Here is a 23,361-nt window from a genome sequence, read left to right as displayed (position 1 = left end):
ACTTCTGGCAATCTGGAGCCATGTCCGAAACCTCGGCTCGACTCCTCGCGCTGCTGTCGCTGCTCCAGGCCCGCCGCGACTGGCCGGGTGCCCTGCTGGCCGAACGGCTGGAGGTGAGTCCGCGCACCGTCCGCCGCGATGTCGACCGGCTGCGCGATCTCGGCTACCCGGTGCGCGCCAGCAAGGGTCCCGATGGCGGCTACCGTCTCGACGCGGGCGCCGATCTGCCTCCGCTGCTCTTCGACGACGACCAGGCGATCGCCGTGGCCGTCGCGCTGCAGACCGCCACCACCACGGTCACCGGCATCGAGGAAGGCGCTCTTCGCGCCCTCGCCACGGTGCGCCAGGTGATGCCCGCGCGCCTTCGCCAACGCGTCGACGCTTTGCACGTCACCACCGTCGACCGGTACGCCGACTCACGGCGCACCAAGGTGAACTCCGAGCACCTGATCGCGATCGGTACGGCGGTCCGCGCGCGCGAAGTACTCCGGTTCGACTACAAGTCACCGGGCGCGGACTCGGACGAGTGGGTGCCGCCGCGGAAGGTCGAGCCGCATCACCTGGTCACGTGGGGCGGCCGCTGGTACCTGGTCGCTTGGGACCTCGACCGGAAGGACTGGCGGACGTTCCGCGTCGACCGGATGAGTCCGAAGACGCCGACCGGTCCGCGCTTCACCCCTCGCGAACTGCCGGCACCCGACGTCGCGACGTACATCTCCTCAACGTTCACCCGCCAGGACCAGTGGCCGTGCCGCGGCGAGGCGATCCTCCAGGCGAAGGCGGCCGACATCGCCCGCTGGGCAGGCCGCGAAGCCATCGTCGAGGAAGTCACCCCGACCAGTTGCCGGCTGATCCTGTCCGCCTGGTCGTGGAACGGTCTCGCCGCCAGCTACGGCATGTTCGAATGCGACCTCGAGTTCATCGGCCCACCCGAACTCATGGAAGCCGCCCACCACCTCGCCGCCCGCTACACAGCAGCAGCTTCGTGATGATGGACGAACACATCGTCACCGACGCGGCCGCCTGGCACGCGTGGCTCTCGGAACACCACACCTCATCGGACGGTATCTGGCTGGTGCTGGCGAAGAAGGGGGTCGCAGAACCGACCAGCCTCAGCTACGACGAAGCGTTGGAGGAGGCGCTCTGTCATGGCTGGATCGACGGCCAGCGGAAATCGCGAGACGAGGACACCTTCAAGCAGCGGTTCACGCCACGCCGCACGAGGAGCAACTGGTCGCTGCGCAACGTCGGCATCGTCGACCGGCTGCAGCGCGAGGCCCGGATGCGCCCGGCCGGATTGGCAGAGGTCGAGAGGGCGCGGGCGGACGGACGTTGGGAGGCGGCATACGGCGAATCCGCGGCTCAGCAGGTGCCGGACGATCTGGCCGCGGCACTCACCGCGAACCCGGCCGCCGCGGCGATGTTCGCCATCCTCACCCAGCAGAACAAGTACGCCATCCTCTACCGCCTGTTCGCGGCCAAGCGGCCCGAGACCCGGGCCCGCTGGATCGAGCGGTACGTCGACCAGTTGGCCCGCGGCGAGACGGTCTATCCACAGAAGCGGCAGCTGAAATCAGCGGCGGGGAGTGGTGAGGGAGATGGGCAGGCTTCAGGTGGAGTACAGGACGGGGTTCAGGGGTGAGGACACGCGGTCGCCGGGGGCGTTGCCGGGCATCCAGGTTTCCAGGTCGCTTTGCTGGAACGCGTTCGCCGGCGGCGCGATCTCCATCTCTGCGTCGACGTAGATGATCGTCATCACCCGGCGCGGGATGTCCGTCCGGTTCTCCGTCGCGTGGTGGAACGTCCAGCCGAGGTGGTAGCTCACCTCACCCAGCTCGTACGGCGTGGCGACGTCGGGGAACGCCTGCTCGGCAAGCGCCTCCTGCAGAACGCGTTCCGACTCGTCGCTGATCGGCAGGTCCCGTCCGTGTTCGAAGGTATGGCTGCCCGCCGCGAACGCGAGTGGCCCCATCTCCATCGGCGTTTCCTGCAACGGGATCCACACCGTCACGCATCGGTCGGTCGTGAGCGGCCAGTAGTACTGGTCCGCGTGCCACGGGGTGACACCGCCGCCGGACTCCTTGTAGAGCGCCTGGTCGTGGTACAGCCGGACCGACCGGACGCCGAGCAGTTGCGCCGCGATCCTGGCCAGCCGTGGCGACGAGACGAACTCCAGCACCCGCTCGCTGTCCTGCCACAGGTTCATCACCTGCAGGAACGCCTTGCCGTAGGTGTCCCGCTCTTCCAACGGCAGGTGCTGGGTGTTCAGTTCGATCACCTTGCCGGTGATCTCGGGCTCGTACTCCGCGATGGTGGCCGCGGTGAGCACGTTCTTCAGCTTGACGAATCCGTGCTCGGCGAAGTGCGCGATCGCGTCCCGGCCGAGTGAGTAGCCGGTCTCCAGCTCAGTCCCTGCCAGCGTCATCCCACCAGGGTCCCGGCCACATCTATCGTTGTAAAGGTTCCTGAGCGATCAACTTTCCCCGCCGGGAACGAACCGGTCCGCATCGCGGATCACTCAAGCGGCGTCGTGAAAGACCAGCCCGAGGGTGTGCCGAAGTCCTGATCGCACCGTGCTCACCCCATGCCGCACTGGCGCCGCCGACCAACCACGCGACGACTTCACCGGCCGGTCTCGCGTAGTGAAGATCAGCCCGTGCCCCTGCGGCAACGACGTCACCGTGCCACGCGACTGCGCCCGCGGCCGCTGTTCGATGAGGAGGAACTCGCCGCCTTCGTAGTCGACGCCTGGCCGATCGAGCCCGATCACCACCTGCAGCGGGAACACCAGGTCGCCGTACAGATCCCGGTGCAGCGCGTTCCAGTCATCGGCTTGGTACTTCAGCAGGATCGGCGTGGGTCGGGTCTGGCCCGCGCGATGACACTCGTCGAGCCACTCCTCGAGCGAATCCGGCCAAGGCGCTGGGCGACCCAACCGCAAGGCCCACTCCCGAACGATCGGCAGTAGTTGCGGGTAGAACCACGCGCGCAACTCCGCGACCACGTCCGGCAGCGGGTGGTCGAAGTACCGGTACTGGCCGGATCCGAAGCGGTAGCGCGCCATGTCGACGGTCGCGCGAAACCGGTGGACCTCGTCGTACAGACCGGCGAGTTCTTTGCACTGCTCCGGCGTCAACAGCGGTGGGGTCAGCGCACAGCCGACCGAGTCCAGGTCGTCCGTCACAGCGTTCCAGTCGAAGTTCATGGTGGTGGAACGGCGGCGCGTCCAGTTATGTGAGGACGCCGGTGTAGGTCAGGGCGAACGTGCCGCAGGGGATCAGGAAGAGGCTTGCCAGGATCACGACCGGCTTGAAGCCCTGGCCGGAGCCGATCAGCCGCCGGTACGCCGCGACGAGGACCGGGACCATCACGATCTCCAGGGGCAGCATGCTGCGGGGAAGGACGTGGTCCAGCGCGGCGAGCACCACGGACAGGCCGGCCGCGGCGATCCAGGCGGCGAACCCCAGCCGGTACGTCGTACTCGCGCCGAGGCGGACCGCGATCGTCTGGTACCCGGCGGCGCGATCCGCGGCGAGGTCGGCGAGCGTGGTCGGCAGGTACAGCCCGATCGCGGCCAGCGTGCCCTGGAGTGCCATCACCCAGGGGAAGCCGCTCAGGTCGGGTGTGACCGCGGCATATCCGGCCAGTGGTCCGAAGGCACCGAGCGCCAGCGCGTTCACGGCGACGTCGAAACCGGCGCGCGTCTTCAACCGAACCGGCGGAACGCTGTACGCCCAGCCCAGCGCGAGCGCCAGCATCACACCAAGCCAAAACACCAAGCCGACGAACATTGCGACCACAAGCGCAGCAGCACCAGCGACCATCGCGAGCCGCTTCGCCGCGGCGAGGGATACCCGTCCGTCCAGCAACGGGGACTTGGATTTGCGCGGGTTCAGCAGATCGCCCGGCAGGTCGTACGCGTCGTTGATCGCGAGCACGGCCAGCCAGAGCAGCGGGCCCATCACGACAGCCCCGAGCAGCAGACGCGGCCACAGCTCGACCGGCGGTACCAGGCGATGCGTTGCCAGCAGAATCCCCACGTAATAGGGCACAACCGACACGATCCAGAACGCGGGCCGGCCTACCGCGAGCACATCCCTGGCGCTTGGATGAGCCCGTACCGCCACGAGTGTGGTCACGTCTCCACACTCCTCCCCGGTGGGCGGTACCGGCATCACCCCAGCGGGTGAGTCAGCTCACCCTCCAGGCTGAATGTGAGCAACGGAACCCTGCTCCAACGCCACCCACACTGACCCGTCGTCCGCCACAGCCAACCCATGCGGCTCCGATCCGTCGCCCAGGGCAACGGTTCGACGACCGACCCGATGGCGTCCAGCCGGAAGGTCGTGACTCACCGTCGGTCGACATCCGCCCGATCGCGTTGCCGGCGTTGAGCGTGAACCACACCTCGTCGCCCAGACTCGTGATCATCGCCGGGAACGCCCCACTCGTGGCGAAGTACCGGCTGACACGTCGGTAGACCGTGTCCTGATGGCCGCGACCGCGCCGCTCTATCACCAACTGGTCCTGCTGCGTCAGCCGCTGAGGCGCGCTGTTGCTGACCAGTACGCGAGAGATTCGGCCGCAGCCGCCAAGGCCGGGATCTACCGAGGCTAGTCTGCCTCTACCCCCGATGAAGGAGGCAACAGTGTCTGGACGCCTGACGGACGAGGTCGTACTGGTCACCGGCGCCGCTCGCGGGATCGGCCGCGCGATTGCCCTCAAGGCTGCCGAGGAGGGCGCTGTCGTCGCACTCCTCGACGTGCTCGCGGACCGGCTCGACGAGACCGCCGAGGAGATCCGCAAGACCGGCGCCCGCGTCGCCGCCGCGGTCGGCGACATCACCGACGAGACCTCCGTACGCCGCGCCGTCGGCGAGCTGGCCGCCGACCTCGGCCCGATCACCGTCCTGGTCAACAACGCCGGCAAGAACGCCTACGCCAACGCGACCAAGATGACCGTCGAGGAGTGGGACAGCGTGTTCGACGTCGACCTCAAGGGCGCCTGGCTGATGGCCCGCGAGGTGCTCCCGCCGATGATCGAGGCCCGCCACGGCGCCATCGTCAACATCGCCTCGATCCACTCCAGCCTCACGACCGCCGGCATGTTCCCGTACGCCGCGGCCAAGTCCGGCCTGGTCGGCATGACCCGCAGCCTCGCCCTGGACGTCGCCCCGCACAACGTCCGCGTCAACGCCGTCAGCCCCGGCTACATCGGCACCGACCTCCTCGAAGAGTTCTTCGACACCATTCCCGGCGAACGCGAAAAGGCTCTCACCGTCCACCCCCTCGGCCGCATCGGCACCCCCGAAAACGTCGCAGAGGTCGTCTGCTTCCTAGCCTCCCCAGCCGCCGCCTTCGTCACCGGCGCCAACTGGTCCGTAGACGGCGGCCTAAGCATCCGCTACGCCTAACCGCGACAGATGGGGTAGAGAACTACCGGCTAGTCAGTGGCCTTGGGGTGACCGGTGGCAGCGACTCTGATCCAGACGACCTTCCGGTCCGGATCGACCAAGTACCAGATCCGACCGCCGCCGGTCACTTCGTACTGCCATTGTTCAAGCCCTTTGACCGTTGCCAATTCGGACCCCTTGAGGCGGTGCTGGCGATCTGTCTGCGGGAAAGGGCGCGGCTCGGTCCGGATGGCGTCGTAGGCCCGGAGGGTGTTGCCCGGCGCCTGACGGCAGAGCTCTTCCCAGCCCTTGCCGGCATCGGAGTTGTCGAACCTCAACTCCCACTGACCGGGCGGCGCGGGTGGAGCGACCCGGTCGCCGCGCTTACCTGGGCTCACTCGCCAGGCCGGGGAACGGGACCGAAGTCGCCATCTTCGCCAGAGCGCAGGGCGGCGAGCAGTTCGGGATCGGCGTAGATCTCGGCTGTGTGCTGCCACTGTGCGATGAGGTGCAGCACAGGCACCGGGGAGTCCACCTGTCCACTGGCTTCCATTACATCGATCAGCTCCTGCACGAAACCGATCCGGTCGTCGGCCGGTAGGAAGCGGATCCACGGAAAGACCTGCGGCAGGATGTCGAGCAGGTACTGGGAACGCACTGACGGGTTGCTCATCACCGCACGAAGCACCCGGGTCGCAACATCGACCAATTCGTCGTCCTGGGCTGCCCGGCTGGCGGTGGTGAGGATCAGGTCGTCCTCGTTGCCCCGCCGGTGGACGCGCAAGGCACGGCTTCTCGACGACTTCAGCTTCGCCACGGTCTGGTTGGGGTGCTGGAGCAGATCCGAGAAGGTCACATCCTGCGATTCGGGCATACTTCAAAGGTACTTGCTAACTCACTCCAAGCCAACCTGGTTCTGGGTTACGCACCCGGCGGAAGGGGTGGGCGGGGGTCTCGGGAGAATTGGCTGTGTGACGGAGATTCGGGTTCGGCGGGCTAAGTCGGATGATGCTGAGGCGTTGGTCAGGTTGCGGGGGTTGATGCTTGAGGGGATGGGGGTGGAGGTCGGCGGGCCGGATGCGGCTTGGCGTGAGGTTGCATTGCGGTACTTCGTGGAGCAGCTCGACTCGCCGGAGACGTTCGCGGCCTTCGTGGTGGATGATCCCGACTTCGGCGTGGTCGCCGGTGCAGTCGGGAACTGCAATGTCCATCCGCCCGGCCCCAAGGATCTGAGTACCCTGCGCGGTCACCTCTACAACGTCAGCACCGAACCGGCGTACCGGCGTCGGGGGCTTGCCCGGGCCTGCGTGATCGCCCTGCTGGACTGGTTCCGCGACGAGACCGAGGTGGGCCAGGTCGAGTTGCACGCCACGCAGGACGGCGAGGACCTCTACCGATCCCTTGGCTTCGTCGACAACGGCTACCCCTCGCAACGGCTGCGCGTCATTCGCTGACACCTGCCGTTGGCCGCAGGTGACACCGTCTCGGCGGCCGCGTCAGCACAGTGACGGTCCGGTGTCAGGACGGTTCGTGAACCTGGGTGCCATGACAAAAACGACCAGGGGTACCGATAACAACAGGGTCCGGATGCCACGGGTCTTCCGGCGGGTGGCGGTCACGACGCTGGCGGCCGCGCTGCTGGCCGGAGCAGCCGCGCCCGGCGTGGCCACCGCGGACAGCAGGCCCGTGCCGAAGGCCGCTACCGGGCAGGATCGCCCGGAGCTGCAGAAGGCTGTTCAGACCTGGGTCGACGCCGGTTTCGCCGGGATGCAGATGCGCGTACACGATCAGCAGGGCGACTGGGTCGGCAGCGCCGGGGTGCGGAAGCTGGGCCAGACAGCGAAGCCGCCGACGAACGGGAGGTTCTGGATCGGCAGCACCACCAAGACCTTCACCGCGACCGTCGTGTTGCAACTGGTGGCCGAGGGCAAGGTCGGGCTGGACGCGCCGGTAGCCAACTACCTGCCCAAGCTCGGGCTGGACCGGCGGATCACCGTTCGGATGCTGTTGCAGCACACCAGCGGGTTGTTCAACTACACCGGTGACTTCAACGACGACGGGACGTGGGAACTGGGGATCCCCGCGGCTGGCAAGGACTGGGTGGACAACCGGTTCCGCTCCTACACGCCGGAGCAGCTGGCACGGCTGGCGTTGTCGAAGCCGCCGCGGTTCGAGCCAGGGACGGACCAGAGGTACGCCAACACCAACTACACGCTGGCCTTGCTGCTGATCGAGAAGGTCACCGGACACTCGTACGCCGATGAGATGCAGCGGCGGATCCTGCGGCCGCTCCGGATGCGGGACACCGTGGTGCCGGGCAACCGGACGAACCTCCCCGGGCCGCACGCCCACGGCTACTACCGCTACCAGGACGCCGGCGAGTGGAAGGTCGTCGACGTCGCCCGCCAGAACCTCTCCCTGCTGGCCGGCGCCGGTGACATGATCTCGACCACGCAGGATCTCCAGACGTTCATCTCCGCGCTGATGGGTGGAAAGCTCCTGCCGGCCCCGCTGCTGGCCGAGATGCGCAAGCCGGTGGGGCCGTACGGCTACGGCTTCGGGCTGTGGGTGCAGGACCTGGGCCCGAGCTGCGGCGGCACCATCTACCAGCACAACGGCAGCCCGCCTGGGGGCTACGGGGCGCTGATGTACAGCACGGCCGACGGCAGCAAGACCCTGACCGCCTCGATAACGATGGGTGACGCCGCGATCGACCCAGCCAGCGCATACCAGAAAGCACTGCCCGAACTCCTCAAGCAGGTCTTCTGCGACGGGCAGGCCGCGGGCTGACCAGAGCGCGAACCTGGCCACGCCGAGCTCGCTGAGCTCGGCGTGGCCCGCGCTGTCTGTGCAAACTCCGGGACGAGAAGGGTTATCGAGCTTGCAGGCAAGAACCAGGTGAGGACGCGTCCACTGCGGGCGCGGTGTGAGGAGCCTGATGCGCAAGTTGAGGATCGCCGGCCTGGGTCTTGCCGCCGCGGTCGTGGCCGGAGCGCTGGTCCAGTTGCCGGCCAGCCCGTTCGCCCGCAACGCCTACCCGGACCGGCCTGTCATCACGGCCGCCAACACGCCGAGCGCTGACCAGCCGTACGCCGGACAGCGCGAAACCACGAAACCGACCGCCCCGGCGAAGTCGTCCTCCGCACCGACCGGACCCACCGTCACGTATCCCGCGCGAGGCACGGTCTCCTTCGCGGTTCTCCCCGGCGACCCGACGACCATCGGAACCTCCGGCCGCCTGCTCACCTACCAGATCGGCATCGAAGGCGGTATCGCCGGAATCGACCGCACTGCCCTGGCCCGCTTCGTCCGCGACACCTATGGAGCACCGCAAGGCTGGACGGCTGGTGGTCGTTGGCGGTTCAAGCAGGTCGGACCCGGTCAGCACGCGGACTTCCGGGTCATGTTCGTCACGCCGGCCACCCGCGACACGTACTGCGGCGGCGGTTACGACCGCTACACCAGTTGCCGTATCGGCGATCGGGTCGTCCTCAACATCGCCCGCTGGGCGCACGGCGTACCGAACTACGGCGCATCGCTGACGGCGTACCGCCAGTACATGCTCAACCACGAGACCGGCCACCGGCTGGGCGAGGCACACGAACTCTGCCCCGGCCCAGGCCGGCCGGCTCCCGTCATGCAGCAACAGACCCTCGGCCTGCACGGGTGCGTCGCCTACGCCTGGCCCTACCGCGACAACCAGCGGTACGAGGGCAAACTCGGCAAGTACGACGACGCGATCCCCGCGAGCTGAACCAGGTCACTCCTCGAGGATCGACAGGATGTTGCCCGCCGGATCCTTGAACCAGGCGATGGGCGGTCCCTCACCCCGATGGATCCCCAGTTCGTCGGCCCGATCGCCGTACCGCTCGAAGCTCACACCTCGCGCAGCCAACTCCCGCGCGGCGGCCTCGATGTCGTCGACCGGGAAGTTCAGAATCGTGAACTCGGCCGGGACGTGATTGTCCTTCGGGTACACCAGCACCGGATTCCCGCCGGCGATCCGCAACCCGAGCATCCCGTGCTCCTCGGTCACGTCCAGGCCCAACGTCTCGCCGTAGAACTTCTTCGCGGTCGGGATGTCGTCCACCGAGAACCCGCTGTACGCCTTCGTCTCTCTGAACATGTCCATACCTCCATGTCGATGCACTCTCACCGAGTACGTCGACGTCAACCCCTGGGCTTCGACATGACACTCAGTTGTGGAGGATGGCCTGCGGGACGACGCGGGTGGTGGCGAGGGTGGTGGATTCGAGGCCGTCGGCAACGGTGTGCAGGAGCCGGACCAGGTGGGCCGCGTCGGTCGGCCCGAGGATGCCGGTGACGACGTCCAGAACGCGGACGGTCAGCCCGTCGAGCTGGGAGAGCCGGGCCTGGCCCATCCCGGTGACCTGGAGCTCCGGGCTGGTGCGGACCAGGCCGAGGGACTCGAGGTCGGCGATGGCGAGCTCGGCCTCGCCCGGGGTAATGCCGACCTGGTCGGCGACGTCGGCGGCGGTGTCGCGGCCGTTCGAGATCGCGCTCAGCACCAGAACCGCGGGCATCTTCATCCCGACGGCGTCCTGCAGCCCGAGGACGAGGGGGTGGGCGTGGCCGCGGACGCGCTCCACCGCGTCCAGCAACCGGAGCGCGTCGCCGATGTCACCGATCAGGTGCTCGGTCTGGACTGCGGCGATACCCGTCGGCTGAACAACCCGGTCGGGGACCGCCAGCGTCTTCGTTCCAGCGTCTTCGATGGTCACGTCGTCCAGCCTACGGAGTCTGGCTGAGCCTTCGGCGTGTCGTTCCTGAGGAAACGCTGTGAATTACCTATCACCGACAAGGGAACAAATCTTCGAACGGCCGGTTCGTTAATTTTGGATTTCCCGGGCACAAATCGGAATCGAAGCGTGACCTCGGGTCCGACTCATCCGTTGCATCTGACGTGACGGTGAACACACGGCGCACCGCCACCGCGCTCGCTCCGCGTCGTAGGCCGACCACCCCGCGAGTTACACAGGAGGACCAGTGACAACCGCCACCGCCACCCAGACGTCTGAGCGCCGACGCGTCCGAGTCTGGTTCGGTGAGCACGTGATCGCCGACTACAACGCGGAGCCCGCGTTGGCCGAGCGGTACGCCCACGCCATGAGCCGACGGTTCGCCGGACTGCGGGTCACCAACGACCCGATGCCGATCACCGACCGTCTCCCCGACCCCCTGCCCGGCGAGCGCATGTGGGACGTAGCACCCCGCTGAGCCACTCGTGACCTCGTTCGAGGCACCCAGGCCAGTGCGAACTGGTCGGCGGCAAGCGGGCGTTGGCGTTCTGCTCCCCGCTTGCCGCCAACTCTCCCCTGAATGCGCCTGAGCTGATCAAGCCGGTACTGCGGATTCCCTGTCACCGCAGCACCACCGAACGTCCGCACCGAGCCCTCCCCATGTTCTCGGTGCGGACGTTTCTTTTCCCGCCGGGTGTCGAGGTGTGTCGGGTTGCTCCGACGTTGGGGGTGGGAGCTGATCGGCAGCTCCGGAACCCGAGGAGAGCAGATGGAACGCCCCGTTCTGAACAGCATGTTGCTGGGCAGCACCGATCCCGAGCGGCTGAAGACCTGGTACCGCGACGGCTTCCACGCGAAGGTCGACGGTTACGGCAACCTCGATCTGGGCGGCTTCGGCCTGGTGATCGAACACCGGGACGACGTCGCCGCCAGCGCACCCGAGCCCGGCCGGTTCATCGTGAACTTCGCGGTCGACGACATCCACGCCGCCGCCGCTCACCTGCGCGCGCTGAACGTCACCTGGCTGGTCGAACCCGAGGACCGCGGCATCGGCCTCTTCGCCACCCTGGTCGACCCCGACGGCAACTATGTCCAGCTGATCCAGATGAAACCCGAGTACTACGCCAACCGCTGAACCCCGCACTCCCACGACCTAGCCCCGCGAGTCATCCCCGCGAGCGAGCTGATCCGCCCGGCTCGGTCGTCGGAGGGAATTCGGGGCACACCCGATAAGCCAGACTGGGGCCGTGGCAGGAGTGGTCGACGGGTGGCTGGCGCGGCTGGGGATCCCCGGACCGCGCCCGATGGACCGTGCGATCGACATCGGTCTCGTCCTCGCGGTCGCGATCGCCTCGGCGGTGCCCTTCGTCGATCGCGGGCCAGGCACGGTCACGGCGTACGGGGTGGTGTTCAACGTCGCGACGGTGGTCCCGCTGCTCTGGCGGCGGCGGGCGCCGTTCGCGGTGATGGTGATCGTCGGGATCGCGGCGACGCTCGTCTCCCTGCATCACCGTCCGGGGCAGAATCTGCAGTACGCCGGTCTGCTGGCGATCTACACCGTTGCGAGCCTGGGCCGGAAACGCTGGCAGCGGATCGGGGTGCTGGTCGTCATCGTGATCACGTTCCCGCCGGCCTCGTTGCTGCTGAAGGACAACGAACTCGACGAGTTCATGTTCACCATGTTGCTTCCGCTGGCCGCGTTCCTGCTCGGCTCGCTCGAACGCACTCGGCGCGAGCACGCCGAGACCCTTCGCCAGCATGCCGAGACGCTGCGCGAGCGGGCCGATCAGCTCGAGCGTGAACGCCGGGCCGAGGCCGCCCGCGCCGCTGCCGAGGAGCGGGCCCGGGTCGCCCGGGACATGCACGACATCCTGGCGCACGCGGTCAGTCTCATGGTCGTACAGGCCGAGGCCGGACCCGTCGTCGTACGGACCGATCCGGACAAGGCCGAGCGGTCGTTCGACGCGATCGCGGAGGCCGGGCGGGACGCGATGGCCCAGCTGCGACGGCTGCTCGGTGTCCTGAAGGCCGACGAGGCGCAGCGGTTGCCTCAGCCGACGTTGGGTGAGCTGCCGGCGCTCGTTCACCCCGGGGCCACGCTGACCGAGACCGGTGAACGGCGGCCGTTGACGCCGGACACCGAGATCGCGGTGTACCGGATCGTCCAGGAGGCGCTCACCAATACCGTCAAGCATGCCCGCGCCCAGCACGTCGCAGTACGGCTGAGCTGGGCGCCGGATGAGCTCGAGCTGTTCGTCACCGACGACGGTCAGGGGCCGCAGGCAACAATTGCCGGTGGCCACGGGTTGGTCGGGATCAGGGAACGGGCGGCGGCGTGCGGCGGTACCGCGGAGGCCGGTCCACGACCAGAAGGCGGCTTCGAGGTCCGCGCGCGACTGCCCTACCTAGAAGGAGACCGATGATCCGGGTGGTGCTGGCGGACGATCAGGAACTCGTGCGGAGCGGATTCGCGATGATCCTCGACGCACAGCCCGATATCGAGGTGGTCGGCGAAGCGGGTGACGGCGCCCAGGCGGTGGAGTTGGTGCGCGCACTACGGCCCGAGGTGGCGCTCCTCGACGTACGGATGCCGCGAACCGACGGACTCGCCGCGGCCCGGACGATCTGCGCCGGCACAGCGACGAAGGTGATCATGCTGACCACGTTCGACTCAGACGACTACGTGTACGACGCGCTGTACGCGGGGGCGAGTGGCTTCCTGCTCAAGGACGTCCGCCGCGACGACCTCGTCCACGCCGTTCGAGTGGTCGCGGCAGGGGAGTCCCTCCTCGCCCCGAGCGTGACGCGCCGGCTGATCGCAGACCTCACCCGCAACCGCCCCCGCAGTACGCCGGCCGCCCAGCTCGACGTCCTCACCGCCCGCGAACGCGAGACGCTGCTGCTGATCGGCCGAGGCCTTTCCAACGCCGAGATCGCCGCCGCGCTCACGGTCAGCGAGCACACCGTGAAGACCCACGTCAGCAACACCCTGACCAAACTCGGCCTCCGCGACCGCGTCCAAGCCGTCATCGCGGCGTACGAAACCGGCCTGATCACTCCAACGGGCTAGATGCCGGCGGGATCTCGCTCGCTCCGGCGATGTGGACGGCACGCGTCCGGCCGAAGCATGGCGGGTATGAACAAGATCCTTCTCACCGCACCGGCCCTCTTGGTTGCCTACGGCATCGTCCGGCTGATCGACGGCATCGACGGAAGTCACGGCCCCGGTCTCGCCTGGACCGTCGGCCACATGTTCATGCTGCTCGGATTCCTCCTGTACGCCGTGGTGCTGGTGCACCTGCGCGGTCTGGTGCGGCGTCCTCGGTGGCAGGCCTCGGTCGCGATGACGGCCGGCCTGATCGGGGTGCTGGCCTTTGTCCGGGTGATCGTGATCGACCTGATCGTCGGATTCCGGGCCGCCGACCGGCCGGAGATGTCGCGGATCGGCGACGAGTACGACCGCTGGCCGGGCAACCTCGGCATCTACGACCTGGCGTACACAGTCGGCCCGGTGCTCTTCCTCCTCGGCCTCCTGACCTTGGCGATCCTGTTGGTGAGAGCTCACCGGTTGCCGATCTGGTCGCCCCTCCTGCTGGTCCTCGGGTTCGTAGTGATCACCGTCAACCTCGACCTGATGCCGCTCGGCGGTGCGCTGCTACTGGCCGCGATCGTTCCGCTCACCAGGACTGTCCGACCGTTGGTGAATGCTGGGTGACGTGATCGAGGAGTTCCGGATCGAAGTATCGCAGGCCGAGCTCGACGACCTGCGGGACCGGCTCGCCCGTGTCCGTTGGCCACGGACCCTGCCCGGCGATGGCTGGGACCGCGGCGTACCACCGACGTACCTGCGCCACGTCGTCCGCTACTGGCTGGACTCCTACGACTGGCGCGACTGGGAGGCCCGGCTCAACTCATACCCTCAGTACACGACCGTCATCGACGACCAACGCATCCACTTCCTGCACGTCCGCTCACCCGAACCCGATGCGCTCCCACTGATCCTGACCCACGGTTGGCCCGGATCCATCGCGGAGTTCCTCGACGTTCTCGGACCGCTCACCGACCCACGCTCGTACGGCGCCGACCCCGCCGACGCGTTCCACATCGTCGCCCCATCCATCCCCGGCCACGGCTTCTCCGTCCCACTCGACCAACCCGGCTGGAACCACCTCCACATCGCGCACGCGTGGGCGGACCTGATGAGCCTCCTGGGGTACGAGCAGTACGGCGCGCAGGGCGGCGACACCGGTTCGGTCGTGTCCCCGTTGCTCGGCCGGATCGCCCCGGACCACGTCATCGGCGTACACATCAACGGCGGTCTCGCCTTCCCGGCTGGGGATCTCGGCGAGCTCGGCCCCCGTGATCAGGCCAAGCTCGAGTTCGCCGAACACATCCGCGCGACCGGCACCGGGTACGCCGAACTGCAGTCGACCAAGCCGCAAACCGTCTCGCATGCGCTCGCGGATTCCCCGGTCGGCCAGCTGGCCTGGATCCTGGAGAAGTTCCACGACTGGACGGATCCCGCCAGGTCGCTCCCCGAGGAGGCCGTTGCCCTCGACCACATTCTCACCGACGTCTGCCTGTACTGGTTCACCAACACCAGTTCAACCTCAGCCAACCTGTACTACGAAAACCGCCACCCACCGCAACCGCAGCCGTCGCTCGCGCGATCTGCAGTGCCCACCGGTGTCGCCGTCTTCCCGACCGATCCGGCCATGCGGCACGTGCTCGAGCGCGACCACACCATCTCCCACTGGACCGAATACGACCGCGGCGGCCACTTCGCCGCCCTCGAAGCCCCCGACCTCCTCGTCAGCGACATCCGCACCTTCTTCCGCGCACTGCGCGCGATCTAGCGGGCGTCTGAGCTTCTGCGATCGAAGACCAGGTGGCGGAGGCCGGCCGCTTCCTCCATTAGATACGGCCCGATCTGCGGAGGCAGGAGCTGCACGTCGACCAAGTCAGCGATGCGAACCCAGCGGAAGTGGTGCTCGTGGGCAGCGTTCTCCTTCGGTAGCTCCGGGGAGAGCCCCTCCGGCCACTCGACCGCGTAGTAGAAGCAGATCTCCTGGTGCAGCGTGCCGTTCAAGGTCAGCATGTCCTCGGTGACCAGCAGCAGCTCACCGGCGGTCAGCTCGAGATGCATCTCCTCGCGGAGCTCACGGACGACGGCGGTCGCCGCACTCTCGCCGAACTCGACCTTCCCGCCGGGCAGGTACCAGCCGTCCAGCCCGTCGGTCGTGCACAGCAGGATCCGGTCGCCGTCGCGAACGATGGCCGCGCCCCGCAGTTTGAAGTTGCCGTCCGGACCCGTCCACGCGATGTTCTGGTGGCCGTCCGGACCCGTCCAGGCGAGGTTCTGTTCGTCCACTCCGGCCTTTCAGTAGTCTGCCGCGTCGAAGGCGCGGCGGGCGTGGTCGAGGCCCTCGCGGTTCTCGGCGGGGTCGGCGATGCCAGTGCGGATGTCGTTCGAGCAGCGCCAGGCGAAATAGGCGGCCTGGACGGCCCATCGGATGCGGAGGAACGCGGTCAGGCCGGTCTCGACCTCGTTGGCCAACCCGGGGCGTTGATCGAGGTACGCCGGTACGACGTGGTCCGGTGCGCCACCGGCGTACATGACGGCCGACGCTACGTCGTACAGGAGCGGACCGCGCATGGCGGATCCCCAGTCGATCAGGGCGACCTCACCGTCGGGCTGCCGTAGGAAGGCCTCCGCGGCCGGATCTCCGTGCAGCCAGGCCCAGGACACCCCGTCGAGCGCTCGGACGCCCTCGAGCGCGCCCTCGACGGCTGGGCGGATCCACTCCTCCAGGTCCAGGTACTCGTCCAACTGCGTCACCAGGTGAAGCCAGTCCTCCAGCTCTCCCGGCGGAGTGGCTGACACGCGGTGCACCCGCCCGAGCAGATCCCCGACGGTCCGCTGATCCTCGACTGTCCCCGTCAGCGGCTGGCCGCCGACGTACTCCAGCACCCCGATCAGCCGGTCCTCGACCCGCTCGACCGTTTGCCGCGACTTGCTCGGCACCGGACGCCCTGTGACCAGCCCCGCATCAGCCAGCCTGGCTGCGAGTTCCAGACCCGCCGCGAAGGACTCATCCGCCGCGTCCACGGACTTCACCACCACCCGCCAACCGTCCGCGGCGGCAAGCCACACGGCCGAGTTCATCCCGCCGGTCAAGGCCTCCACCTGCGTCGGCTTCAGATCCCACCGCTCCAGCAACACCCCGGCGACGTCCACCAGCCCCACCCTGCCAGCCCGCCCACCGCACCCGCACCAGATTTTCAGCCGGCTGAGGTCTCAGCAATAGGAACGGCACCTGACATCAGAACCGAAGGTCGCCTTCGCACGACTGACTGCTGCAACGGGAGAAGCCGGTCGTCCAACCCGAAGCCCGGCAAGGAAAGCCTGCGGAGGTACCGTGCCGCGACGGATCCACCACCGCTCGGCGGGCGTAGGCCAACTGATCCCGAAGTGCAGGTGCGCAGGCGTGAAACGTGCGCTGCCGGTCTGTCCCGTCAGCCCGAGTACTTGCCCGGCCCGGACCTGTACGCCGGGACGGATCCCCGCGCCGATGGTCGACAGATGTGAGCCGTAATACCGAACGCCGTCCCGCCCGACGACCGACACCGCAAGCCCGCCGCGCTCGCTCCCGACATTCGTCCGCGGATCCCATCGATCCACCCGGCTGACCTCGTCCACCTGACCGTCAACAGGCGAGACAAACCGGCAACCAACCCGCACGAAGATGTCAGCGGCCGCATAGTCATGATGCGAAGCCGACGCCGAAGCCGAACACCCCTGAATCGGAAACACATAGATCGGAGCACGCGTCGGCGTGACAACCTGCGATGGCGTGGTCGGGGCAACCGTGACCGTCCGAGGCAGCTCCGAATTGACCGGCGACTCCACCTGCTCCGACGACCTCGACCTGCCGACAACAGCCAGCACGACGAGCCCGATCGCGACAACTGTCACGACCGCCAGTCCGTAGCGGAAACGGTTCATCCGAAGAACATCTCATGGTCATCGGAAAGGGCGATGATCCCGGCGGATTCCGCCATCCGAGAGGAAGCACGATGGGACACTCCCACGACCAGCACGGTCACAGTCACGCGCACGGTCACGCCCACGACCATTCCCACGGTCACACCTGCGGGCACGATCACGATCACGATCACCCGAACACGGAGCTGGACGCCGCGACGCTGGCCGCGCTGGACGAGTCGATCCCGGACCAGGACCTCTCGCCGACCGAGGTGAGCCGCCGTACGCTGCTGCGCTCGGCCGGCATCCTCGGCGGAACCGCCGCGCTCGCCGTCACCGGCGCCCAGGCCGCTGCCGCCGCGACCCCGCAGACCGTGCCCGGCTGGATCTTCCAGGAGGGCAAGCGGCCGAACCACTGGCTCGCCGGTGACCACCACATCCACACCCAGTTCAGCTCCGATGCGATGTACCGGGTGATCGACCAGGCCCGCCACGCCGCGGCGTACGGGCTGGACTGGCTCGTCATCACCGACCACGGCGGCGCCACGCACGCGCGGATCGGCGTCGACCTGGTGAACCCGCAGATCAAGGCGGCCCGGTCGGAGTTGCGGGACACGCTGATCTTCCAGGGCTTCGAGTGGAACATCCCGGCCGCCGAGCACGGCACGATCTTCGTCGCGCCGGGCAGTCGTGAGGTCGAGGTCCTGAAGCAGTTCGAGAACGACTACGACGGCAGCGTCAAGAACGCAAGCTCGAACAGCCCGGCCAACGAGGCGCTCGCGGTCTCCGGCATCCAGTGGCTCGGCCAGCAGGTTGACCAGCGCCGGGTGCAGGACGCGCTGTTCCTGGCGAACCACCCGGCCCGCAACGGTATCGACAGCCCGCACGAGATCCGCAACTGGCGCGACGCCGACCCGCGAATCGCCGTCGGCTTCGAGGGTGCACCGGGTCACCAGGCCGCGGGTCTGCCTGCTTCGATTGGCGGTGCGTCGGCTCGCGGCTTCTACGGCAACTCGCCGAACGCGAACTCCTTCCCCGGCTACCCGGCCGAGTCGTACCGGACCTGGGGCGGCTTCGACTGGTTCACCTCGACCGTCGGCGGTCTGTGGGACAGCCTGCTGGCCGAGGGCAAGCCGTGGTGGATCAGCGCGAACTCCGACTCGCACACGAACTGGAACGAGACCGCTCGCCGCCCCGACGGGTCGAGCCAGGACCAGTTCAACCGCGACGGCCGGTACATGGACCCCGTCTACGGCAACGCCGCCAACAAGACCGCGGGCGACTTCTGGCCCGGCTACTACAGCCGCACCCACGTCGGCACCGAGCGGCGCGACTACCTGTCGGTGATGGAGGGCCTGCGGGCCGGCCGGATGTGGGTCGACCACGGCATGCTCGCCAAGGGCGTCGAGGTCGAGGTCCGTGAGGTCGGCCGCAAGTACGGCGAGTCGCTGGGCGGCGCGCTCCTGGTCCGCCGGGGCCGCCCGGTCGAACTCGTCGTCCGCATCACCACCCAGACGATGCCGAACTGGGCCAACTTCCTGCCGACCCTGAACCGGGTGGATGCGATCCGCGGCGCGGTCAAGGGTGCGGTGAGCGACCGGGACACTTTCACCGCGCCCGACACCAAGGTCGTCCGGCAGTGGGACACCTCCGGCAAGCGCGGCACGTTCGAGCTGGTGCTGCCGCTCGGCGAGGCGGAGGAGCCGTTCTACGTCCGCGTCCGCGGGACCGACGGGAACCGCAGCCAGCCGGGCTACCTCGGCGCGGCGATCGACCCGGCGGGCCCCAAGCTCGACGTGGTCGGCGACGCGGACCCGTGGGTCGACCTGTGGTTCTACACGAACCCGATCTGGGTGCTGCCGAAGAAGTGATCCCTGAAAAATGATCATCGCCGTCGACGCGAACAGCCGCGACGCCGTCGAGGCCGAGCATCTGTTGCACGAATTGCTGAGCCCTCTTCCCGGCTCCGTGTCCATGCCGGTCGTCGCCTGCACCCACGTGGTGTCGGGCGGCGACCGGCCGCACCTGGCTGTCTCGATCTCCAGTACTACGGACCTGAGCGACCACGTTCGTACGTGGTGCGCCGACCGCGCCGTCGGCTCGGCCATCACCCACCCGGGCGCATCCGAACCGGAGTTGGCCGGCCCAAGCGAACTCGTCCGCGGCGCCTACCTGGCCGCAGTCGAGTGCGCCCTCGGGACGACGGGCCGCCTGGTCAGGTGGCCCGGCCGGGAGCAGGCCCAAGGAATCCTCACCGCAGCCGAACTCCGCGATCGGTGCGGAATCGACGACGTAGAAGCCCTCGGCAACCTCCCGGTCGAGGACGATTCCCGCATCGACACCCGCGACTTCGTCCGCCCGATCCGCCGCGCAGGCCGCGTCGTCCTCCAGGTCCAACCGGCGGCGGGAGGCGTCCTCATCCCTTTCGAACCAGAACACCAACAAAAGTGCTGCGCGGACCACTAGTCACCAGGTCCGCACCGGCGTCGGGAAGACAGTTGTCACAAATCGGAGGGCGACCTGGTCTGGGCTGGTGAACCGAAAGGACACCCGATGAAAACCCTCCTCGTCACCGGCGGCACCGGCTCACTCGGCCGGCCGACCGTCGAACACCTCCGCGCCGCCGGTCACACGGTCCGGGTCCTCAGCCGCCGGACCGGACCAGGCCTCGTCACCGGCGACCTGACCACGGGCGACGGCATCGGCGCGGCTGTCGACGGCGTCGACACGATCGTCCACCTCGCGACTGGGCTCGGACGGCGGGACGTCCAGCAGACCCGCAACCTGCTCGCTGCCGCTCCGGCGACGACGCCCGTCGTGTACATGTCGATCGCCGGCATCGACCGGATCCCCCTGTCGTACTACCGCTACAAGCTCGAGGCCGAGCGGCTGGTCGAATCCCGGGCGGCGCACACGATCCTGCGGGCCACCCAGTTCCACAACCTGCTCGACCGGGTCTTCAGCCTGAAGGTGCCGGCCATCTTGGCGCCGGCGGCCACGCTGCAGCCGATCGCGGTCGAGGATGTCGCCGTACGCCTGACCGAGCTCGTCGCCGAGCCTGTCAGCGGCCGGGCGCCGGATATCGGTGGGCCGGAAAGCCGGCCGCTGCCGGAGCTCGCCCGTGCCTGGAGAGCCGCGCGGGGATCACGGCGGCCGGTGGTGCCGGTGCGCGTCCCGGGCAAGATGTTCCGGGCCTTCAGGGACGGCGCCGCGCTCGTCGACGGACCGCCGTACGGGCGGATCACCTTCGGCGAGTACTTGGCATGAAGACCTACGTGCGAACCGTGCTGGTGATCTTCGCCGTCTTCGAGCTGGTCCTCGGGCTCTGGCTCACGTTCGCCCCGAGGACGTTCTACGACCATGTGCCGACAGTCGACTGGGATCCGCCGTACAACGACCACCTGTTCCACGACCTCGGTGGTACGTCCCTCGGTCTCGGGATCGTCCTGGCCGCTGCCGCGATCCGCCTCGACCGCTACCTCGCGGGAATCGCTCTGCTGGCCTATCTCGCATTCACGGTGTCGCACCTGGTCTTCCACCTCGGCCATCTGGAAGGCGGCGAGCCCGGCTGGTCGATCGTGCTCACGGTCACCGTGAGCCTGATGGTCCTGGTCCCAGCGAGCGCCTTGATCGGTGCCCGCAAGCTGACTTGACGACTATGACAATAGGACTCCACTGACCTCGAACGCCTCATCCCTCCGAAATCAGAACTGCTGCGCGGACCACTAACCGCCCCCGGCACCGCCACCGCCGAAGTCGTTGAGCGACAGTTTGTCGCGGCTGACTCCGCACGGCAGACACAGCTGGTAGCGCTGGCCTTCCTCGTTTCGCATGTTCTTCCAGCTGTGTAAGCCGAGAAGACACTGCAGCGGCTTCTTCATCTTTCGACGCTAGGTCCGCGTTCCGGATGTGGGAACAGCTCAGAGGCGAGCGTCCCAGGCACCCGCGTCACGCAGTACGTCGGGAAGCTCGCCGATGACACCTAATCGTTGGGTGCAGCGGGTCAGGGCGACGTAGAGATCACGCAAGCCGCGCGGCGACTCCAGCGTGATGCCCTCGGGATCGACGACCAAAACCGAGTCGAACTCCAGACCCTTCGCGCCCGCGACCGTCAGCACGGTGACGTCCGCCAACCCGCCGACCGCCTCCTGGACCAGCTCCAGCCGCAGCCGCGACGTGATCACCCCGACCTGCCCGTGCTGGACCTCCTCACCAGCGACCTTGCTCACGTACGCCGCCTGGTCCGCGGCCGCGACGTCGACATGCCACGGCTTCACCCCCGTTGACCGGACGGACTGCGGCGCCTTCGCCGTGGGGTCGATCTCACGCAGTACGTGGCCGGCCAAATCCATCACCTCGGCCGGCGTGCGGTAGTTCATCGTCAGCTCCGCCAGCCGCCAGCGATCGGCGAAGATCGGCGCAAGCGCGTTCCGCCAACTCGTCCCCCCACCGGCCGCACCGGTCTGGGCGACATCGCCGACCAGCGTCATCGAGCGCAGCGGGCACCGCCGGGCGATGGCCCGCCACGCCATCGGCGACAACTCCTGGGCCTCGTCGACGATCACATGCCCGTAGGTCCAGCGCCGATCCGCGCCGGCCCGCTCCGCGAGGGTGCGGTCGTCTTCGGCCTCGTATCGCGCGGCCAGTGCCTCCGCGTCGAGGATGTCCTTGGCCGTCAGGATCTCCGACTCGTCGTCCTCGTCGAAGTCGGTCGAACCCGAACCGCTGAGGAGATCGAGAGACCCTTGCGCATAGGCGATCTCGCGGGCTCGTTCCGCGCGCAGCCGGGCCGCTTCCTGGCCGTCGTCGCCGAGCAGCTCGGCCGCCTCGTCGAGAAGCGGAACGTCGGCGGGACTCCAGTCGTCGCCGTACCGGAGCAGGTGTTCGCGATCGAGTGGACTCAACTGCGGAGCCGCCGCGGCCAGGCGATCCTCGTCGCCGTACAGGTCGAGCAGGAGCTGCTGCGGGCTGAGGTTGGGCCAGAGCCGGTGCAGTAGTTCCTGGACGGCCGGCTCGGCGGTCACCTCGTTGCGGAGTTCTTCCAGGTCGTAGTCGTCGAGCAGGTTCTCCCCGCCGAGCGGGTCGGCGCCGATGATGTCGGCGTACTGGTCGGTGAGCGCGTCGATGATCTCGGTCAGGAAGAACGGGCGCGCCTGGTTGTGCGGCAGCCTGCGGGCGCGGGCCCTGCCGCCTGCCTCGGCGACGACGGTCGGATCCAGCCGCAGTACGGTCCGCTCGACTGTGACGTGGACGGGCTGGTCGGGCACCCATTGCCGGTCGGCGACCGCCTTGGCAATCACCTCGGCAAGTTCGGCGCGGCCCTTGACCTCGGCGGCCTCGGCGGATTCGGGCCGGCTCGCCGTGAGTCCGGGGTACAGCTCGGCGATCGTGACCAGCCGGACGCCGTCCTCACCGAGGGACGGGAGCACCTGGCCGATGAACTTCAGGAACGTCGGATTCGGGCCGACGACCAGAATTCCGCGCTTTTCCAGCTGGGCCCGATGGGTATACAGCAGGAATGCGGCCCGGTGCAGCGCGATCGCGGTCTTGCCGGTGCCGGGACCACCCTGGACGACGAGGATTCCGGCCAGCCCGGAACGGATGATCCGGTCCTGGTCGGCCTGGATCGTCTGCACGATCGACTCCATCGTCCCGGTCCGGCGAGCTTCGAGTGCCTTCAGCAGCACCGCCTCGCCGATCACGCCGGTACCGGCCTGGGACGCGCCGGCCGCGGTCCGCTCGAGGTCGAGCTGCTCGTCCTGTATGTCGACCACCCGGCGCAGGCGGGTCTGGATATGCCGGCGGCGAACGATGCCCTGGTTGTGCACCGCGGTGGCGACGTAGAACGGCCGGGCGACCGGGGCACGCCAGTCCACCAGCAGCGGTTCGTAGTCCTCGTCGTGCAGACCGATCCGGCCGATATGCAGGACTTCGCCGTCCACGTCGTCCAGCCGGCCGAAGTACAGGCCCTCCTCGGCGGCGTTGAGCCGGGCCAGCCGGGCGCCCAGATCACGGACCCGGCCGTCCCGCTGGTGCAGGGCCTGCCTGTTCCGGGTCCCGGCCACCTGCTCGTCGCCGCGGCGCGCCTCGGTCCGCTCCCGCTCGCGGTCGAGGGTTTCGTAGAAAGTCGTCAGGTGAACCTGTTCAGCCTGGACCGGATTCTGCAATTCCAACCCCTTGTGATAAACTACGCTGCGCCGGTTCCCGGAGAGCCCAGCTGATAT

29 protein-coding genes are annotated in these 23,361 nt (G+C 68.1%); 17 read left to right on the top strand and 12 right to left on the bottom strand.

The annotated features are described in order from the left end of the window. The first annotated feature begins 20 nt into the window (after positions 1-20). Together EV643_RS02690 and EV643_RS02685 are read left to right on the top strand one after the other, a co-directional pair. Positions 21-989, top strand: a complete 969-nt coding sequence (locus tag EV643_RS02690) for a helix-turn-helix transcriptional regulator (RefSeq protein WP_133798300.1) — start codon at positions 21-23, stop codon at positions 987-989. Positions 990-991: 2 nt separating this feature from the next. Further along, on the top strand, positions 992-1,642 hold the full coding sequence (locus EV643_RS02685) for a YdeI/OmpD-associated family protein (RefSeq protein ID WP_238165310.1): 651 nt from the start codon (positions 992-994) through the stop codon (positions 1,640-1,642). On the opposite strand, the gene EV643_RS02680 is transcribed toward EV643_RS02685, so the two are convergent. The 3 genes from EV643_RS02680 to EV643_RS02670 all read right to left on the bottom strand — a co-directional run bounded on the left by EV643_RS02680 (position 1,610) and on the right by EV643_RS02670 (position 4,139). Continuing rightward, a complete protein-coding gene (locus EV643_RS02680) occupies positions 1,610-2,425 on the bottom strand; it encodes a phytanoyl-CoA dioxygenase family protein (RefSeq protein ID WP_133798298.1) in 816 nt (271 codons plus the stop codon). The genes EV643_RS02685 and EV643_RS02680 overlap by 33 nt on opposite strands. A 93-nt stretch (positions 2,426-2,518) precedes the next feature. Next, the gene (locus EV643_RS02675; protein WP_238165309.1) at positions 2,519-3,184 is read right to left on the bottom strand and encodes a 2OG-Fe(II) oxygenase; all 666 of its coding nucleotides are present in this window, start codon (positions 3,182-3,184) and stop codon (positions 2,519-2,521) included. Positions 3,185-3,230: 46 nt separating this feature from the next. Then, positions 3,231-4,139: a UbiA prenyltransferase family protein gene (locus EV643_RS02670; protein WP_133798296.1), complete on the bottom strand. Its 909-nt coding sequence runs from the start codon at positions 4,137-4,139 to the stop codon at positions 3,231-3,233. 352 nt (positions 4,140-4,491) lie between these two features. Here EV643_RS02670 and EV643_RS46375 point away from each other — a divergent pair, with 352 nt between their 5' ends. Together EV643_RS46375 and EV643_RS02655 are read left to right on the top strand one after the other, a co-directional pair. Then, positions 4,492-4,617 carry a hypothetical protein gene (locus EV643_RS46375; RefSeq protein ID WP_255512920.1) on the top strand — a complete coding sequence of 42 codons (126 nt, stop codon included), beginning with the start codon at positions 4,492-4,494 and terminating at the stop codon, positions 4,615-4,617. A gap of 31 nt (positions 4,618-4,648) precedes the next feature. Next, positions 4,649-5,413 (top strand): SDR family NAD(P)-dependent oxidoreductase, encoded by a 765-nt coding sequence (locus EV643_RS02655; protein WP_133798295.1) that lies wholly within the window; start codon positions 4,649-4,651, stop codon positions 5,411-5,413. A gap of 29 nt (positions 5,414-5,442) precedes the next feature. Here the strand turns inward: EV643_RS02655 and EV643_RS02650 are convergent, their stop codons facing one another. After that, positions 5,443-5,790 carry a hypothetical protein gene (locus EV643_RS02650; RefSeq protein ID WP_133798294.1) on the bottom strand — a complete coding sequence of 116 codons (348 nt, stop codon included), beginning with the start codon at positions 5,788-5,790 and terminating at the stop codon, positions 5,443-5,445. After that, positions 5,787-6,266, bottom strand: a complete 480-nt coding sequence (locus tag EV643_RS02645; protein WP_133798293.1) for a hypothetical protein — start codon at positions 6,264-6,266, stop codon at positions 5,787-5,789. Before EV643_RS02645 ends, EV643_RS02650 begins: the two co-directional genes overlap by 4 nt. A 97-nt stretch (positions 6,267-6,363) precedes the next feature. On the opposite strand from EV643_RS02645, the gene EV643_RS02640 reads away from it, so the two are divergent. The 3 genes from EV643_RS02640 (at position 6,364) to EV643_RS02630 (ending at position 9,146) form a co-directional block, all read left to right on the top strand. Next, positions 6,364-6,846, top strand: a complete 483-nt coding sequence (locus tag EV643_RS02640) for a GNAT family N-acetyltransferase (RefSeq protein ID WP_238165308.1) — start codon at positions 6,364-6,366, stop codon at positions 6,844-6,846. A gap of 91 nt (positions 6,847-6,937) precedes the next feature. Beyond that, on the top strand, positions 6,938-8,182 hold the full coding sequence (locus EV643_RS02635) for a serine hydrolase domain-containing protein (RefSeq protein ID WP_133798292.1): 1,245 nt from the start codon (positions 6,938-6,940) through the stop codon (positions 8,180-8,182). Between the two features lie 148 nt (positions 8,183-8,330). Beyond that, the gene (locus tag EV643_RS02630) at positions 8,331-9,146 is read left to right on the top strand and encodes a DUF3152 domain-containing protein (protein ID WP_133798291.1); all 816 of its coding nucleotides are present in this window, start codon (positions 8,331-8,333) and stop codon (positions 9,144-9,146) included. Between the two features lie 6 nt (positions 9,147-9,152). Here EV643_RS02630 and EV643_RS02625 read toward each other — a convergent pair whose 3' ends face one another. Together EV643_RS02625 and EV643_RS02620 are read right to left on the bottom strand one after the other, a co-directional pair. After that, complete coding sequence (locus EV643_RS02625) at positions 9,153-9,518, bottom strand: VOC family protein (RefSeq protein WP_133798290.1); 366 nt, start codon at positions 9,516-9,518, stop codon at positions 9,153-9,155. A gap of 70 nt (positions 9,519-9,588) precedes the next feature. After that, on the bottom strand, positions 9,589-10,134 hold the full coding sequence (locus EV643_RS02620; protein WP_133798289.1) for a winged helix DNA-binding protein: 546 nt from the start codon (positions 10,132-10,134) through the stop codon (positions 9,589-9,591). A gap of 265 nt (positions 10,135-10,399) precedes the next feature. Here EV643_RS02620 and EV643_RS02615 point away from each other — a divergent pair, with 265 nt between their 5' ends. From EV643_RS02615 to EV643_RS02590, 6 genes are all read left to right on the top strand, one after another. Further along, complete coding sequence (locus EV643_RS02615; protein WP_133798288.1) at positions 10,400-10,630, top strand: hypothetical protein; 231 nt, start codon at positions 10,400-10,402, stop codon at positions 10,628-10,630. 291 nt (positions 10,631-10,921) lie between these two features. Then, the gene (locus tag EV643_RS02610) at positions 10,922-11,287 is read left to right on the top strand and encodes a VOC family protein (protein WP_133798287.1); all 366 of its coding nucleotides are present in this window, start codon (positions 10,922-10,924) and stop codon (positions 11,285-11,287) included. 112 nt (positions 11,288-11,399) lie between these two features. Beyond that, a complete protein-coding gene (locus EV643_RS02605; protein WP_202869354.1) occupies positions 11,400-12,575 on the top strand; it encodes a sensor histidine kinase in 1,176 nt (391 codons plus the stop codon). After that, the gene (locus EV643_RS02600; RefSeq protein ID WP_133798286.1) at positions 12,572-13,222 is read left to right on the top strand and encodes a response regulator; all 651 of its coding nucleotides are present in this window, start codon (positions 12,572-12,574) and stop codon (positions 13,220-13,222) included. Before EV643_RS02605 ends, EV643_RS02600 begins: the two co-directional genes overlap by 4 nt. Before the next feature lie 66 nt (positions 13,223-13,288). Next, positions 13,289-13,867 carry a hypothetical protein gene (locus EV643_RS02595; protein WP_133798285.1) on the top strand — a complete coding sequence of 193 codons (579 nt, stop codon included), beginning with the start codon at positions 13,289-13,291 and terminating at the stop codon, positions 13,865-13,867. Beyond that, positions 13,857-15,008, top strand: coding sequence for an epoxide hydrolase family protein (locus EV643_RS02590; RefSeq protein WP_133798284.1), 1,152 nt, complete (start codon positions 13,857-13,859; stop codon positions 15,006-15,008). Before EV643_RS02595 ends, EV643_RS02590 begins: the two co-directional genes overlap by 11 nt. On the opposite strand, the gene EV643_RS02585 is transcribed toward EV643_RS02590, so the two are convergent. The 3 genes from EV643_RS02585 to EV643_RS02575 are packed head-to-tail and all read right to left on the bottom strand — an operon-like array spanning position 15,005 to position 17,158. Continuing rightward, on the bottom strand, positions 15,005-15,523 hold the full coding sequence (locus EV643_RS02585; protein ID WP_133798283.1) for an NUDIX hydrolase: 519 nt from the start codon (positions 15,521-15,523) through the stop codon (positions 15,005-15,007). The two genes, EV643_RS02590 and EV643_RS02585, sit on opposite strands and share 4 nt — an antisense overlap. A gap of 9 nt (positions 15,524-15,532) precedes the next feature. Beyond that, positions 15,533-16,390 carry a phosphotransferase enzyme family protein gene (locus EV643_RS02580; RefSeq protein ID WP_133798282.1) on the bottom strand — a complete coding sequence of 286 codons (858 nt, stop codon included), beginning with the start codon at positions 16,388-16,390 and terminating at the stop codon, positions 15,533-15,535. Between the two features lie 60 nt (positions 16,391-16,450). Next, positions 16,451-17,158 (bottom strand): M23 family metallopeptidase, encoded by a 708-nt coding sequence (locus EV643_RS02575; protein WP_202869353.1) that lies wholly within the window; start codon positions 17,156-17,158, stop codon positions 16,451-16,453. 71 nt (positions 17,159-17,229) lie between these two features. On the opposite strand from EV643_RS02575, the gene EV643_RS02570 reads away from it, so the two are divergent. The 4 genes from EV643_RS02570 (at position 17,230) to EV643_RS02555 (ending at position 20,790) form a co-directional block, all read left to right on the top strand. Continuing rightward, positions 17,230-19,008, top strand: a complete 1,779-nt coding sequence (locus tag EV643_RS02570) for a PHP domain-containing protein (protein ID WP_133798281.1) — start codon at positions 17,230-17,232, stop codon at positions 19,006-19,008. Between the two features lie 10 nt (positions 19,009-19,018). Further along, complete coding sequence (locus EV643_RS02565) at positions 19,019-19,603, top strand: hypothetical protein (RefSeq protein WP_133798280.1); 585 nt, start codon at positions 19,019-19,021, stop codon at positions 19,601-19,603. A gap of 87 nt (positions 19,604-19,690) precedes the next feature. Further along, positions 19,691-20,404 carry an SDR family oxidoreductase gene (locus EV643_RS02560; protein ID WP_133798279.1) on the top strand — a complete coding sequence of 238 codons (714 nt, stop codon included), beginning with the start codon at positions 19,691-19,693 and terminating at the stop codon, positions 20,402-20,404. Further along, positions 20,401-20,790, top strand: coding sequence for a DUF4345 family protein (locus EV643_RS02555; protein ID WP_133798278.1), 390 nt, complete (start codon positions 20,401-20,403; stop codon positions 20,788-20,790). Before EV643_RS02560 ends, EV643_RS02555 begins: the two co-directional genes overlap by 4 nt. A 72-nt stretch (positions 20,791-20,862) precedes the next feature. On the opposite strand, the gene EV643_RS43985 is transcribed toward EV643_RS02555, so the two are convergent. Both EV643_RS43985 and EV643_RS02550 read right to left on the bottom strand, forming a co-directional pair. Continuing rightward, complete coding sequence (locus tag EV643_RS43985) at positions 20,863-21,018, bottom strand: hypothetical protein (RefSeq protein ID WP_166665287.1); 156 nt, start codon at positions 21,016-21,018, stop codon at positions 20,863-20,865. A gap of 39 nt (positions 21,019-21,057) precedes the next feature. Then, positions 21,058-23,304 (bottom strand): HelD family protein, encoded by a 2,247-nt coding sequence (locus tag EV643_RS02550; RefSeq protein WP_133798277.1) that lies wholly within the window; start codon positions 23,302-23,304, stop codon positions 21,058-21,060. Positions 23,305-23,361: the final 57 nt, after the last annotated feature.

Source organism: Kribbella caucasensis, from assembly GCF_004361855.1.
In the GTDB taxonomy this organism is placed as follows: domain Bacteria; phylum Actinomycetota; class Actinomycetes; order Propionibacteriales; family Kribbellaceae; genus Kribbella; species Kribbella caucasensis.
The sequence above is the reverse complement of the archived record's forward strand: the minus strand, read 5'-3'. Positions and strand labels throughout refer to the sequence as shown.

Excerpts from the sequence above, each read along its gene's own strand:
- EV643_RS02625 (WP_133798290.1), bottom strand. The coding sequence starts at position 9,518 with ATGTTCAGAGAGACGAAGGCGTACAGCGGGTTCTCGGTGGACGACATC.
- EV643_RS02635 (WP_133798292.1), top strand. The coding sequence starts at position 6,938 with ATGACAAAAACGACCAGGGGTACCGATAACAACAGGGTCCGGATGCCA.
- EV643_RS02610 (WP_133798287.1), top strand. The coding sequence starts at position 10,922 with ATGGAACGCCCCGTTCTGAACAGCATGTTGCTGGGCAGCACCGATCCC.
- EV643_RS02680 (WP_133798298.1), bottom strand. The coding sequence starts at position 2,425 with ATGACGCTGGCAGGGACTGAGCTGGAGACCGGCTACTCACTCGGCCGG.
- EV643_RS02690 (WP_133798300.1), top strand. The coding sequence starts at position 21 with ATGTCCGAAACCTCGGCTCGACTCCTCGCGCTGCTGTCGCTGCTCCAG.
- EV643_RS02560 (WP_133798279.1), top strand. The coding sequence starts at position 19,691 with ATGAAAACCCTCCTCGTCACCGGCGGCACCGGCTCACTCGGCCGGCCG.
- EV643_RS43985 (WP_166665287.1), bottom strand. The coding sequence starts at position 21,018 with ATGAAGAAGCCGCTGCAGTGTCTTCTCGGCTTACACAGCTGGAAGAAC.
- EV643_RS02575 (WP_202869353.1), bottom strand. The coding sequence starts at position 17,158 with ATGAACCGTTTCCGCTACGGACTGGCGGTCGTGACAGTTGTCGCGATC.
- EV643_RS46375 (WP_255512920.1), top strand. The coding sequence starts at position 4,492 with ATGGCCGCGACCGCGCCGCTCTATCACCAACTGGTCCTGCTGCGTCAG.
- EV643_RS02685 (WP_238165310.1), top strand. The coding sequence starts at position 992 with ATGGACGAACACATCGTCACCGACGCGGCCGCCTGGCACGCGTGGCTC.
- EV643_RS02590 (WP_133798284.1), top strand. The coding sequence starts at position 13,857 with ATGCTGGGTGACGTGATCGAGGAGTTCCGGATCGAAGTATCGCAGGCC.
- EV643_RS02595 (WP_133798285.1), top strand. The coding sequence starts at position 13,289 with ATGAACAAGATCCTTCTCACCGCACCGGCCCTCTTGGTTGCCTACGGC.
- EV643_RS02565 (WP_133798280.1), top strand. The coding sequence starts at position 19,019 with ATGATCATCGCCGTCGACGCGAACAGCCGCGACGCCGTCGAGGCCGAG.
- EV643_RS02555 (WP_133798278.1), top strand. The coding sequence starts at position 20,401 with ATGAAGACCTACGTGCGAACCGTGCTGGTGATCTTCGCCGTCTTCGAG.
- EV643_RS02600 (WP_133798286.1), top strand. The coding sequence starts at position 12,572 with ATGATCCGGGTGGTGCTGGCGGACGATCAGGAACTCGTGCGGAGCGGA.
- EV643_RS02630 (WP_133798291.1), top strand. The coding sequence starts at position 8,331 with ATGCGCAAGTTGAGGATCGCCGGCCTGGGTCTTGCCGCCGCGGTCGTG.
- EV643_RS02570 (WP_133798281.1), top strand. The coding sequence starts at position 17,230 with ATGGGACACTCCCACGACCAGCACGGTCACAGTCACGCGCACGGTCAC.
- EV643_RS02645 (WP_133798293.1), bottom strand. The coding sequence starts at position 6,266 with ATGCCCGAATCGCAGGATGTGACCTTCTCGGATCTGCTCCAGCACCCC.